9 protein-coding genes are annotated in these 12,540 nt (G+C 65.4%); 4 read left to right on the top strand and 5 right to left on the bottom strand.

Annotation, left to right across the window (positions count from 1 at the left end; all coding sequences use genetic code 11):
- Positions 1 to 30: 30 nt before the first annotated feature.
- Positions 31 to 810: a DUF2865 domain-containing protein gene (locus FNV92_RS33180; protein ID WP_168213442.1), complete on the bottom strand. Its 780-nt coding sequence runs from the start codon at positions 808 to 810 to the stop codon at positions 31 to 33.
- A 220-nt stretch (positions 811 to 1,030) separates the two neighbouring features.
- Positions 1,031 to 1,594, bottom strand: a complete 564-nt coding sequence (gene pyrE / locus FNV92_RS33175; protein ID WP_143842930.1) for an orotate phosphoribosyltransferase — start codon at positions 1,592 to 1,594, stop codon at positions 1,031 to 1,033.
- 185 nt (positions 1,595 to 1,779) lie between these two features.
- Between pyrE and FNV92_RS33170 the strand changes: the two genes are divergently transcribed.
- The gene (locus FNV92_RS33170; RefSeq protein WP_143842931.1) at positions 1,780 to 2,406 is read left to right on the top strand and encodes a glutathione S-transferase family protein; all 627 of its coding nucleotides are present in this window, start codon (positions 1,780 to 1,782) and stop codon (positions 2,404 to 2,406) included.
- Between the two features lie 179 nt (positions 2,407 to 2,585).
- Here FNV92_RS33170 and FNV92_RS33165 read toward each other — a convergent pair whose 3' ends face one another.
- Together FNV92_RS33165 and polA are read right to left on the bottom strand one after the other, a co-directional pair.
- Entirely contained in the window at positions 2,586 to 3,221 is a 636-nt protein-coding gene (locus tag FNV92_RS33165; protein WP_143842932.1) for a LysE family translocator, read from the bottom strand.
- Positions 3,222 to 3,493: 272 nt separating this feature from the next.
- The gene (gene polA / locus FNV92_RS33160) at positions 3,494 to 6,535 is read right to left on the bottom strand and encodes a DNA polymerase I (RefSeq protein ID WP_143842933.1); all 3,042 of its coding nucleotides are present in this window, start codon (positions 6,533 to 6,535) and stop codon (positions 3,494 to 3,496) included.
- 145 nt (positions 6,536 to 6,680) lie between these two features.
- Here polA and FNV92_RS33155 point away from each other — a divergent pair, with 145 nt between their 5' ends.
- On the top strand, positions 6,681 to 7,274 hold the full coding sequence (locus FNV92_RS33155; RefSeq protein WP_143842934.1) for a hypothetical protein: 594 nt from the start codon (positions 6,681 to 6,683) through the stop codon (positions 7,272 to 7,274).
- A 45-nt stretch (positions 7,275 to 7,319) separates the two neighbouring features.
- Here FNV92_RS33155 and FNV92_RS33150 read toward each other — a convergent pair whose 3' ends face one another.
- Complete coding sequence (locus FNV92_RS33150; RefSeq protein ID WP_143842935.1) at positions 7,320 to 8,387, bottom strand: acyltransferase family protein; 1,068 nt, start codon at positions 8,385 to 8,387, stop codon at positions 7,320 to 7,322.
- A gap of 193 nt (positions 8,388 to 8,580) precedes the next feature.
- On the opposite strand from FNV92_RS33150, the gene FNV92_RS33145 reads away from it, so the two are divergent.
- On the top strand, positions 8,581 to 9,897 hold the full coding sequence (locus tag FNV92_RS33145) for a UDP-glucose dehydrogenase family protein (protein WP_143842936.1): 1,317 nt from the start codon (positions 8,581 to 8,583) through the stop codon (positions 9,895 to 9,897).
- 153 nt (positions 9,898 to 10,050) lie between these two features.
- Positions 10,051 to 12,525 carry an ATP-dependent helicase HrpB gene (gene hrpB, locus FNV92_RS33140; protein ID WP_168213443.1) on the top strand — a complete coding sequence of 825 codons (2,475 nt, stop codon included), beginning with the start codon at positions 10,051 to 10,053 and terminating at the stop codon, positions 12,523 to 12,525.
- Positions 12,526 to 12,540: the final 15 nt, after the last annotated feature.

Here is a 12,540-nt window from a genome sequence, read left to right as displayed (position 1 = left end):
TCCGCAATGAAGGCGTGATTACAGGCGGGCTTACTCCAATCCCGCCCGCTTCGCCGATTTCTGCGCCGTCGTCTTCGGCACCGTCACATCAGGCAGCGCCTCACGCACGATCTCGGCCGACGCCGGTGCATCCGCCGCGACCGTCTCTGCCCGCACCGGAGCCACCTTCATCTCGCCAAGGCGCGCGCGAACCTGCGCGGTGAGGCCGGGATAGGAGGCGACCGGGGTGAAATCCGGCGCCTGGTCGTTGCCGACGCGGATGCCGGTATAGGCGACGAGACCGTCGGTGGTGGCGATCACGTCGCCGGCTTTCAACGAGGGGTCCAGCGCGAGATCGACCGGTGCGAGGCCGACCGGCTCGCGGCCGTTGCAGGTGCAGTCCGAACGCAGCGCCTTGCGATAGGCGAACGCGTTCTCGCTGTCGGTGTAACGCTCGCCGGTCTGAGAGGCGGCGCCGTCGATGGAGGAGCCGAAATAGACCTTGGTCGTACTGGCAGGACAGAACGCCTGGCACATCTGAGCGGGCGAGGCGAGGCCGCGCATCAGCGGAAAATACTTGCCGTCGCAGCTGCGCACGCAGAAGGCGGGGCCGGAGCCGCCGGCGGCAGCCGAACGCGTCGGCGGCACGTATTGCGGGGGCGCATTCTGCTGGCCGGTGAAGGGATCGGCGTAGGAGCTCGCTTGCTGCGGCACCTCGCGCTGCGGCCGCTTCTGCTGCACGCCGCCGAAGAAGAAATCGAACAGGCCTTCGGCCGAAACCGGGGCGGGAGCCGCAAGCAGCGGGGCTGCGAGGGTGGCGGCCACAAGCATCGCGCGACGCCGCCGGCGCGCATGGGACATGATTGTACGCAACGCTGACTCCACCCGACGCTACCGAACCGGCCGCGACCAGCGAGGCCTTGGCACGTGATTCACCATAAAGCGGGATGGTAAATGAGGGGTTGAGGAAGCGCTGTTCGACCGGTCCGTGCCCGGGACGCAGCGCAGCGCTCCTTCAGCGGTGCGCTGCAGAGCCGGGACACGAGAGCCATTACGCCTTCAAAAACTCCGACGCCTTGTACAGCGAGCGGAACGGTAGGCCGGCTGCACCGAACGTGTCGGTGGCGCCTTCCTCGCGGTCGACCATCGTCAGCACCAGCACCACTTCGGCCCCGGTCTCGCGGACGGATTCCACCGCCTTCATCGCCGAGCCGCCGGTGGTGGTGACGTCCTCGACGATCACCACGCGCTTGCCGGCAAGCGTCTCGCCCCTGGGCAGCCCCTCGATCGCGAGCTTGGCGCCATGCTCCTTCGGCTTCTTGCGGACGAAGAACGCCGCGATCGGATGGCCCTTGATCCAGGAGATCTGCGCCAGCGCGCCGGCGAGCGGCACCGCGCCCATCTCGAGGCCGCCGATGAAGTCGAGCTTGTCGTCCTTCAGCGTCTCATAGGTCAGCTCGGCGAGCAGGGTCGCGCCCTCTGGGTCGAGCATGGTCGGCTTGAGGTTGAAGTAGAAATCGCTCTTGCGGCCGGACGCGAGCGTCACCTCGCCGCGGCCGAAGGAGCGCCGGCGGATGATTTCGAACAGGCGGGCGCGGGAGGCTGATTTCGACACGGCGGTCCCTCGGGAGCGTTTTTTGAAGGTGGCGGAATTTATCTGCGACGGTCGCGACATTCCAGAGGGGACAGGTCCAGTCAACAGGGATCGGCCGACGGTCGGCCATCCCGGTCCGCCGGTTGTGGGGGTACAGCCTTTCGGAGTAGTGGAGGGCCCAATCCTATTGGGCAGGGAAACAGGGCATGACCATCGAACTCCACACCTGGAACACGCCGAACGGCCGCAAGATCTCGGTCGCGCTCGAGGAAATGGGGCTGCCGTACAAGGTGGTCCCGGTGAATATCACCAAGGGCGAGCAGATGGAGCCGGACTTCCTGAAGCTGTCCCCGAACAACAAGATTCCCGCGATCGTCGACCCCGAGGGCCCGGACGGCAAGCCCGTCAGCATCTTCGAATCCGGCGCGATCCTGCTCTATCTCGGCGAAAAGACCGGCAACTTCCTGCCGAAATCGATCTCAGGCCGCATTCCGGTCTACGAATGGTTGATGTGGCAGATGGGTGGCTTTGGGCCGATGCCCGGCCAGGTACATCATTTCATCGCACTCGAGAACGAGCAGGACCGCGTCTACGGCCTGAAGCGCTACATGGCCGAGACCCGCCGGCTCTACGGCGTGCTGGACCGCCGGTTGGCGGACAACGACTTTGTCGCCGGCGACCTTTCGGTCGCGGATTTCGCGATCCTTGGTTGGGCATGGCGCCACCCTCGCCACAAGGTTGATTTGGCCGATTTCCCCAACGTCAAGCGCTGGTACGATGCCCTGATGGCGAGGCCGGCGGTGAAGCGGGGCATGGAAGCGAAGCTGGATTGAGCTTCGCTTACCCTCCCCTGGAGGGGGAGGGTCGATCGCGCGCAGCGCGAGCGGGGTGGGGTGATGGTCTCTCCGCGTCGAACAGTATCCGTGGGGAGAGATCACCCCACCCCGTCACGCAATCTCGCTTTGCTCGATCGCGCGCCGACCCTCCCCCTCCAGGGGAGGGTGAAGAACAATCACACCTTCCGCGCTTCGACTGCCATCCTGAGCGCGAGCCCGGCCAGCACCGTGCCCATCAGCCAGCGCTGCACCAGCATCCAGCTCGGCCGGCTCGCCAGGAACAGCGCGATCGATCCGGCCGCGAGCGCGATCATGGCGTTGACGCTGACGCTGATCGCGATCTGGATCGCTCCCAGCATCACCGACTGCGCCAGCACGCTGCCGGCTGTGGGGTCGATGAACTGCGGCAGCAGCGCCAGATACAGCATCGCGATCTTAGGATTGAGCAGGTTGGTGACGAAGCCCATCGTGAACAATTTGCGCGCGCTGTCGATCGCGAGCTGCTTCACCTGGAACGGCGAGCGCCCGCCCGGCTTCACCGCCTGCCACGCCAGCCACAGCATGTAGCCTGCGCCGGCAAAGCGCAGCGCGTCATAAGCGAAGGGAATGGCGAGCAACAGCGCCGTGATGCCGAACGCCGCGCACAGCATGTAGAACACGAAGCCCAGCGCCACTCCGCCGAGCGAGACGATGCCAGCCGCCGGCCCTTGCGTGATCGAGCGCGAGATCAGATAGATCATGTTCGGCCCAGGCGTCAGCACGAGACCGAGAGAGACGAGGGCGAAGCCGAGCAGGGCGGAGGTGTGGGGCATGGGCGAACCGGTGCGGGAGATGGTTCGATTCTAATATGCGGGGGATCGCGTCGCCATCGCGCAATTGCTCGGAGGACAATTCCATTCCGGCGCCTCACTCTAGCGTCGTCCCCGCGCACGCAGGGACCCATACCCCCAAGAAAAAGTTTGACGCGAGCCCGGAGTGGGCAATCTTCGCCCCACGCGATCCTGTGGTTATGGGTCCCTGCGTTCGCAGGAACGACACCGCGTTTGTAGCGTCTGCGAAGCAGAGGCGGGACGAAGAAGCAGCCTCAATGCGCCTCGTCCCAATTATTCGCAGCGCGGGCATCGACGTGCAGCGGCACGGACAGCAGCACCGCCGGGAACGGCGCGTCCTGCATCACATGCTGCACCACCGGCAGGGTCGCCGCGACCTCGGCGTCCGGCACCTCGAAGATCAGTTCGTCGTGCACCTGGAGCAGCATCTGCGCCGAGAGCTTCTTCTCGGCGAGCGCGTCCTCCACCCGAATCATGGCGCGGCGGATGATGTCGGCGGCGGTGCCCTGTAGCCGCGCGTTGATCGCGGCGCGCTCGTTGAAGGCGCGCACCGAGGCGTTGGAGGCCTTGATGTCGGGATAGTGCATCTTCCGGCCGAACAGCGTTGTGACGTAGCCGTGGCTCCGGCAGAAGTCGCGCGTCTCGTCCATATAGGCGCGGATGCCGGGGAAGCGCTCGAAGTACTTCTTGATGTAGGCGGAGGCCTCCTCGCGCGCGATACCGAGCTGGTTGGCAAGGCCGAACGCCGAGATGCCGTAGATGATGCCGAAATTGATCGCTTTCGCGCGGCGGCGGACTTCGCTCGGCATGCCCTCGATCGGCACACCGAACATTTCGGAGGCCGTCATGGCGTGAATGTCGAGGCCGTCCTTGAACGCCTGCTTGAGCACGGGAATGTCGGCAATCTCCGCCAGCAGCCGCAACTCGATCTGCGAATAGTCGGCGGAGACCAGCTTGTGGCCGGGGCTGGCGATGAAGGCGCGGCGAATCTTGCGGCCATCCTCGGTCCGTACCGGAATGTTCTGCAGGTTCGGCTCGTTCGACGACAGCCGGCCCGTCGTGGTCGCGGCCAGCGCGTAGGTCGTGTGCACGCGATGGGTCTGCGGATTGACGTAGGTTGGCAGCGCGTCGGTGTAGGTCGACTTCAGCTTCGAGACCTGGCGCCACTCCAGAATCTTCCTCGGGAGGTCGTGGCCCTGCTCCGCGAGCTCGTCCAGCACCTGCGCGGTGGTCGACCACGCGCCGGTCTTGGTCTTGGTGCCGCCAGACAATCCCATCTTGCCGAACAGGATGTCGCCGATCTGCTTGGGGCTGCCGACATTGACCGGCTCGCCCGCGATCTCCTGGATCTCGGCTTCGACGCGCGCCGCGGTCTGGGCGAAGTCGCCGGACAGCCGTGACAGCACCTGACGGTCGATCGAGATGCCGCGCCGCTCCATGCGTGCGAGCACCGGCACCAGCGGCCGCTCCAGCGTCTCGTAGACCGTGGTCATGTGCTCGGCAACAAGACGCGGCTTGAGCACGCGCCAGACGCGCAGGGCCATGTCGGCGCCTTCGGCGGACAGCGGTGCGGCCTTGTCGATCGGCACCTGGTCGAAGCTGATCTTGCCCTTACCGCTGCCGAGCAGTTCGCCTTCCTTCAGCATGGCGTGGCCGAACCAGCGCTCCGCGAGCGAGTCGAGTTCATTCGAACCTCGCCCGGCATCGAGCACATAGGAGATCAGCTTGGCGTCGTCGGTGTTGCGCAGAGTGACGCCGTGCTGGGCCAGCATCACGGCGGTGAATTTGACGTCGAAGCCGATCTTGAGGATGCCCGATGCTTCCAGCACAGGCCGCAACGCTTCGATGGCGTCGTCATGCCTGACCTGATCGGGCGCGAGACCGGCGTCGAACAGGCCGGCGCCGCCGCCGGACTGCTTGTGCGCCAGCGGCAGGTAGCAGGCCTCGTTCGGCGCCAGCGCCAGCGCGATGCCGCAGAAATCGGCCTGCATCGGGTCGATGGAGTTCGCACGGATCTCGATCGCGACATGGCCGGCATCGTGGATGCGCGCGATGAAGGCGTTCAGTTCGGCGAGCGTATTGATCGTCTGATATTTGTCGCGATCGACCGGAAGCTTGCGCAGCGCTTCCTCGCGCGCTGCAGCCAGCGAGATCGGCGCGCCCTTGAGGCTCGCGGCCTTGTCGCCCTTGTCGCCGCCCTTGGCCGTTGCGGCAGGGGCGGCGAAGAGGTCGCCGGATGTTCCGGACGATGATGTCTTGGCCGCACTGTCGCCGCCGCGGGCCTCGCTGCTGTTCGCCACGTCGGCGTCGACATTGGCAGGATCGATCTGCGAATAGTCGGCGACGCGGCGTGTCAGCGTCGAGAATTCCATCGCCTTCAGGAAGGCAATCAGCTTCCGTGCGTCGGGCTCGTGAACGGCGAGATCGTCGAGCGGTACCTCCAGCTCGACCTTGTCGTCGAGCAGCACCAGCTGGCGCGAGATCCGCGCCTTTTCGGCATTCTCGATCAGAGCCTCGCGCCGCTTCGGCTGCTTGATCTCCGTGGCCCGGAACAGCAGCTGCTCGAGGTCGCCATATTCGACGATCAGCTGCGCCGCGGTCTTGATGCCGATGCCGGGCACGCCAGGCACGTTGTCGGTGGAATCGCCGGCGAGCGCCTGCACCTCGACCACCTTCTCCGGCGGCACCCCGAACTTCTCGATCACCTCGGGGATGCCGATGCGGCGATCCTTCATGGTGTCGTACATTGAGATCTTGTCGTTGACGAGCTGCATCAGATCCTTGTCGGAGGAAACGATGGTCACGGTGGCGCCGCGCTCGCTGGCCTGCCGCGCATAGGTCGCAATCAGATCGTCGGCCTCGAAACCGCCCTGCTCCAGGCACGGCAGGTCGAAGGCGCGCACGGCTTCGCGGATCAGCGAAAACTGCGGGATCAGGTCGTCGGGCGCCGGCGGCCGGTGCGCCTTGTATTCGGAATAGATCTTGTTGCGGAACGTCACCTCGGACTTGTCGAACACGATGGCCAGATGCGTCGGCCGGTTGTCCGCGGGCATGTCGCGTAAGAGCTTCCACAGCATGTTGCAGAAGCCGAGCACGGCGTTGACCTGCAAGCCATCGGACTTGCGGTTCAGCGGCGGCAGCGCGTGATAGGCGCGGAAGATGTAGCCGGAACCGTCGACCAGGAAGACGTGATCGCCCTTGCCGGCCGCCTTCGCCGCGACCGGTTTGGCAGCAGGCTTGTCAGCTGCGAGTTTGGTGTCGGCTTTGGCGGCGGTCTTCGGGGCGGTTTTGGGCATGGCCGCAATGTATGAATTTTTGCGCAGATTGACAGCCCGCCGTGAGAGATGTGCCACGTTTTTTGCGCCCGTTCGCGGAACGCGGATTTGATTGCGTGGGCGGCCATTCCATGTCCCTGTGCCGGGCCAAACGAGAGGACAGGCCATGACTTCGCAACTCGATACGCTGATGGAGAAGCTGCGATCCGTCGAGGCCGAGATCGAGGTCGAAATGGCCAAACGGCGGGAGGAATTGCGCTTCCGGGTCGAAAACCAGAGGATCATCTTCGAGCGGGAGGTGCTGGAGGCCCAACGGGCGATCAAGACGCGGTTGTCGCGCTATCTTCTCCACGCCCATCCCCTGAGCGTACTGACAGCGCCGGTGATCTACTCGATGCTCGTTCCGATCGTGGTCCTCGATCTCACCGTGCAGCTGTATCAGGCGATCTGCTTTCCGGTCTATGGGATTCCCAAGGTGCGTCGCCGCGACTACCTGGTGTTCGATCGCCACCATCTTGCCTATCTGAACGCGATCGAGAAGCTCAATTGCGCCTACTGCTCCTACGCCAACGGCATGGTCGCCTTTGTCCGCGAGGTGGCGGCTCGCACCGAGATCTATTGGTGCCCGATCAAACATGCCCGTCGGATGCTGGGGCCGCACCCTTACTACCAGGGCTTCGCGGATTTTGGTGATGCCAAGGGTTTTCGCGGCAAACTTGAGGCGCTCAAGAACGGCGTGAAGATCGAAGGCGCGATCTAAGCGGGGGGCCGCTTTTCCGACGTCCGCGCGGATAATGTGGCGGGACTACTCCGCCGCCTGCAATATCGGCCCTGCCTTCTTCGGCGCGATCCAGAACGCAGCCGGGCGCTCGAACAGGAAACCGGCACCGAACCGCAACGCGACCTGCCAGATCGCCAGCGCTCCGATCACGCCGACAAGGGTGACGATCAGCGATACTGTGCCGATGTCGGGGATGATACCCGTGCGCAGCAGCAGCGTCCGCGTCGCCGCCATCGGCAGGAAGAAGGCGAGATAGATCACGATCGAATGCTCGCCGCAGAAGCGGAAAAAGTTCAACCACTGGGCGCGAGCGAGCAGCGTGCCCATGGTGATGATGGCGCAGGCGCCGGCGAAGCCGAGCACGAGCGAGACAATCTTCCACTCGCTGGCCCCGGCCTCGACGAGGCCGGCATTGATCAGGGCCCATATCGCGAGCGCGGCCAGTGCCGACGGAGGATGGCTGCGTGCGCGATCCGACAGGGCGAACACGTAAGGCGCGAACAGATAGCCCGAGTAGAAATAGACGAAGCGCGCGCAGAACTCGTCGATCGCGGTCCAGCCTGTCGAGATGCGCGCCGTCTCCAGTGCCGCGGCGATGAGCCAGATCGCCGGCGGCGGGAAGCGCCGTGTCAGTTTTGTGACGACGAAGAAGATCGGCAGCAGATAGATGAACCAGAGCGTGCCGAACGGCTCGATGAAGGATTCTAGATACAGCAGGCCGGCGTCCCGCCAGCTTGTCTCCGCTGCGAAGGCCGGCGTCTTGAAGCCGAATTGGATTGTCACCCAGACGACATAAAAATAGGCGAAATGCACCACCTTGCGGTCGAGATAGGTTCGCCAGTCGCGATCGATCACCAATGGCAGGAACAGGCCCGAAATCAGGAAGAAATCCGGCATCCGGAACGGCTTTGCGAAGGCCACCAGGACGTGCATGAAGCCGGTCTCGCCGGCGGCGAGCTCGACTCCCAGCACCGAATGCATCATCACGACCATGACGATGCAGATGCCCTTGGCGTAGTCGATCCAGTCAATACGCGCGGCAGCCGGGGCGTTGACGCTTCCGCTCGCGGCGATTGTGCCGATTGCTGCCATGGTGTCCCTTTTCGAGGCGTGCTCCGCCCGGCTCTGTGCGGGCGTGAAGCAGTGTGGGCCCTTGCGGTTTACGATTTCTTTACCGGTACAATTCGCATGCCGGTTTTTGCGTACCGACTGTTCCCTCAGGCCGGGAAAGTGCTAAACCGCCCCGCATTGGGGTTTCGTTAACCAAGCCAAGACAGGGTTTTTCATGCGCATCGCGATGATCGGAACGGGCTATGTGGGACTGGTGTCCGGAGCCTGCTTTGCGGATTTCGGTCACGACGTCACCTGCGTCGACAAGGACGAGAAGAAGATCGCGGCGCTTCATCGCGGCGAGATCCCGATCTACGAGCCCGGCCTCGACGAGCTGGTCGCGACCAACGTCAAGGCCAAGCGCCTGGACTTCACCACCGACCTGTCGAAGCCGGTGGCGGATGCTGACGCGGTGTTCATCGCGGTCGGTACGCCCTCGCGCCGCGGCGATGGTCACGCCGATCTGTCCTATGTCTACGCCGCGGCGAAAGAGATCGCGCAGTCGCTGTCCGGATTCACCGTGGTGGTGACGAAATCGACCGTGCCGGTCGGCACCGGCGACGAGGTCGAGCGCATCATCCGCGAGACCAATCCCAAGGCCGACGTCGTCGTCGCCTCGAACCCTGAGTTCCTGCGCGAAGGCGCTGCGATCCGCGACTTCAAGTTCCCCGACCGCGTCGTGGTCGGCACCTCCGACGAGCGCGGCCGCAAGATGATGGGCGACATCTACCGCCCGCTGTCGCTGAACCAGGCGCCGCTGATGTTCACGGAACGCCGCACCGCCGAGATGATCAAATACGCCGCGAACGCGTTCCTCGCGACCAAGATTACCTTCATCAACGAGATCGCGGACCTCTCCGAGAAAGTCGGCGCCAATGTCCAGGAGGTCGCACGGGGCATTGGCCTGGACAACCGCATCGGCACCAAGTTCCTGCACGCGGGTCCCGGCTTCGGCGGGTCGTGCTTCCCGAAGGACACCAAGGCGCTGATCAAGATCGCGCAGGACTACGACGTCTCCTTGCGCATCGTCGAATCGGTGCTGGCGGTCAACGAGAACCGCAAGCGCGCGATGGCGCGCAAGGTCAGCCAGGCGCTTGGCGGTAGCTTGCGCGGCAAGACCATCGCCGTGCTCGGCCTCACTTTCAAGCCCGACACCGACGATATGCGCGACGCGCCGTCGATCCCGCTCGTCACCGGCCTGATCGACATGGGCGCGAAGGTCAGGGCGTTCGACCCCGTCGGTATGGAGCAGGCCAAGGGTGAACTCCCCAGCATCACCTATTGCGAGGATGCCTATTCGTGCGCGCAAGGCGCCGACGCGCTCGTCGTCGTCACCGAATGGGTGCAGTTCCGCGGCCTCGATCTGGACCGGTTGAAGGCGACCATGGCTCAACCCGTCGTCGTCGACCTCCGCAACATCTATAGCCCCGAAGACATGCGTGCGGCCGGCTTCACCTACGAAAGCGTCGGCCGCCCGTCGGCGCAGGGCTGACGATCCACCCCCATACACAATTCCGTCATGGCCGGGCTTGTCCCGGCCATCCGCGTCCTGTTCACTCGCGGGTGAAAGAACGTGGATGCACGGGCAGTTCTGTGCGAAGACGCGCTTCGCGCTTTTGCCCGGCCATGACGACCGGATAATTTCTTGCCCCGCAGCTTCGACACGCCCCTCCCAATCGATGCCGTGCTCGACGACCTCTCGCGCACGCTGGAGGCGCACAACGCCGCCGTGCTCGTAGCCCCTCCGGGCGCTGGCAAAACCACTCGTGTGCCGCTGGCGCTGCTCGATGCGCCCTGGGCCAAGGGCAAGAAGATCATCGTCCTGGAGCCGCGCCGTATCGCCGCGCGCGCCAGTGCCGATCGCATGGCCAAGTCGCTTCATGAGCGCGCCGGCGAAACCGTCGGTTACCGCGTCCGCTTCGGCTCGAAAATCTCGCGCGCGACCCGCATCGAGGTGGTGACAGAGGGCATCTTCACCCGCCAGATTCTCGACGATCCCGAACTCTCGGGCATTGCCGCAATCCTGTTCGACGAATTCCACGAGCGCTCGCTCGATGCCGATATGGGCCTCGCGCTGGCACGCGATGCGCAAACCGGCCTGCGCGAGGATCTGCGCATCCTGGTGATGTCGGCGACGCTCGACGGTGCGCGCGTCGCAAAGCTGCTGGGCGACGCGCCTGTCGTCGAGAGCGAAGGCCGTGCTTTTCCGGTCGAGACGCGCTATCTCGGCCGCAAGGCCGATGCGCCGGTCGAGCGGCAGATGGCGGATGCGATCGCCTCGGCTCTGCGCGCCGATGGCGGCTCCGTGCTGGCGTTCCTGCCGGGCGCCGCCGAAATCCGCCGCACCCAGAATTTTCTGGCCGAGCGCGTTCAGGATGCCAGCATCGAGATTGTGCCTCTGTTTGGGGCGCTCGACGCCGCTGTGCAGGACCGCGCGATCTCACCCCCGCCGAAGGGCACGCGCAAGGTGGTGCTGGCGACCTCGATCGCGGAGACGTCACTCACCATCGAGGGTGTCCGCATCGTGGTCGATTCCGGTCTCGCCCGCGTGCCGCGCTACGAACCGGACATCGGCCTGACCCGGCTCGAAACTGTACGCGTTTCGCGCGCGGCGGCGGATCAGCGCCGCGGGCGTGCCGGCCGTACCGAGCCGGGCATCTGCTACAGGCTCTGGGACGAGCCGCAGACCTCCTCGCTCGCGCCCTACACCCAGCCTGAAATTTTGAGTGCCGACCTGTCCTCGCTGGTGCTCGATCTCGCGCAATGGGGCGTCTCCGATCCTGCCGCGCTGTCGTTCCTTGATCCGCCGCCGCAGCCGGCCTGGAAGGAGGCGAAAAGCCTGCTTTCCGAGCTCAACGCGCTCGACGGCGATGGTCGTATCACCGCGGAAGGCAAGAGCCTGCGCGCGCTGGCGTTGCCGCCGCGGCTGGCGCGCATGATCGTGGATTCACATCGCGCAGGCGAGGGCGAAGCCGCCGCCGAGATCGCCGCCATTCTCACCGAACGCGGGTTAGGGGGCGACAGCGCCGATCTCGAGCACCGGCGCGACCAGTTCCGCCGCGACCGTTCGCCGCGGGCCACCAGTGCGCGCGATCTGGCGCGGCGCTGGGCCTCCCAGGTCGCGGCGTCGGAAAAGGCAGGGTCGCAGGAGGATCTCTCCACCGGCCTGATGCTCGCCTACGCCTTCCCGGATCGCGTTGCGCGCAACCGCGGCAACGGCAGCTTCGTTCTCGCCAACGGCCGCGGTGCCGCCGTCGAGCAGACCTCATCGCTCGCCCGCGCGCCCTATATCGCGATCGGCGAAATGACGGGAACGGCGGCGAGCGGCCGCATATTGCTGGCGGCGCAAATCACGCAGGACGAGATCGAGCGGCACTTCGCCGAGCATATCGAAACCGTCGACGACATTTCCTTCGATCGCGGCGCGATGGCGCTGCGGGCGCGGCGCAAGCGGATGCTGCACGCGATCACGCTATCCGAGGCGACGCTTGGGGTCTCGCCGTCGGAGGACACCGCGCGGATCTTTGCCGAGGGTCTGATCGCCGCGGGCCTCGATCGGTTGCCCTGGTCGAAGGCTGCAAAGCAATGGCGAGATCGCGTCATGTTCCTGCGCAAGGCCGAGGGTGACAGCTGGCCTGACCTGTCGGACGCCGGGCTGATCGCGCGGCGTGACGATTGGCTGGTGCCGGCCCTCTACGACAAGATCGCGCTCAAGGACATCTCGGCCGGCGATCTCTCAGATGCGCTGATGGCGCTGCTACCCTGGGAGATGCGCGCGCGTCTCGATCGCGAGGCGCCGACGCATTTCGAGGCGCCGACCGGCACCGTGCTTGCGATCGATTACGAGGCCGAGCAGGGCCCGACTATCGCGGTGCGGCTGCAGGAATTGTTCGGCCTCAACACCCATCCGTCGATCGCCGCCGGCAAGGTGCCGCTGGTGCTGGAATTGCTGTCGCCGGCGCAGCGCCCGGTGCAGGTGACGCGCGATCTCCCCGGTTTCTGGCGCGGCAGTTACGCCGGCGTGCGCTCCGACCTGCGCGGCCGTTATCCGCGCCATCCTTGGCCGGAGGATCCGGCAAGTGCGCTGCCGACCCGGCGGGTGAAGCCGCGCGGGACGTGAGAAGCCACGACGCGC

Source organism: Bradyrhizobium cosmicum (genome assembly GCF_007290395.2).
GTDB classification, from domain to species: Bacteria; Pseudomonadota; Alphaproteobacteria; order Rhizobiales; family Xanthobacteraceae; genus Bradyrhizobium; species Bradyrhizobium cosmicum.
Note: the sequence above shows the minus strand (reverse complement) of the source record. Positions and strands in the feature narration are given on the sequence as shown.